The 258-nt window shown below is 69.0% G+C and carries 1 pseudogene; it reads left to right on the forward strand.

Annotated features, from left to right (window positions below):
- Positions 1 to 202: pseudogene (locus tag L687_RS34095) on the forward strand (MFS transporter); the annotation flags it as partial.
- Positions 203 to 258: the final 56 nt, after the last annotated feature.

Genomic DNA, 258 nt, shown 5'->3' on the forward strand with positions numbered 1-258 from the left:
GAGCGAGGTGCTCCCCTCGGCGCAGTCGTTCGCGAAAGACCTCGGGGTCGTGAACATCGCGGCCACCCTGCCCCAGACGCTGGCCCCCGGAGTCTCGGGTCTGATCGTGATCGCATTCGGCTTCGCCGGGCTCTTCCCCGTGGGCATAGTCCTGTCGGTGCTCGGCGCGTTCGCGGTGTGGCCGATCAGGTCGACGCGCTGATCCCGCACCTGACGCCGCCGTCCAGGAACAGGGCCAAGATGGAGAGGTGGCCGTCC

It is taken from the genome of Microbacterium maritypicum MF109, from assembly GCF_000455825.1.
GTDB lineage: Bacteria > Actinomycetota > Actinomycetes > Actinomycetales > Microbacteriaceae > Microbacterium > Microbacterium maritypicum_A.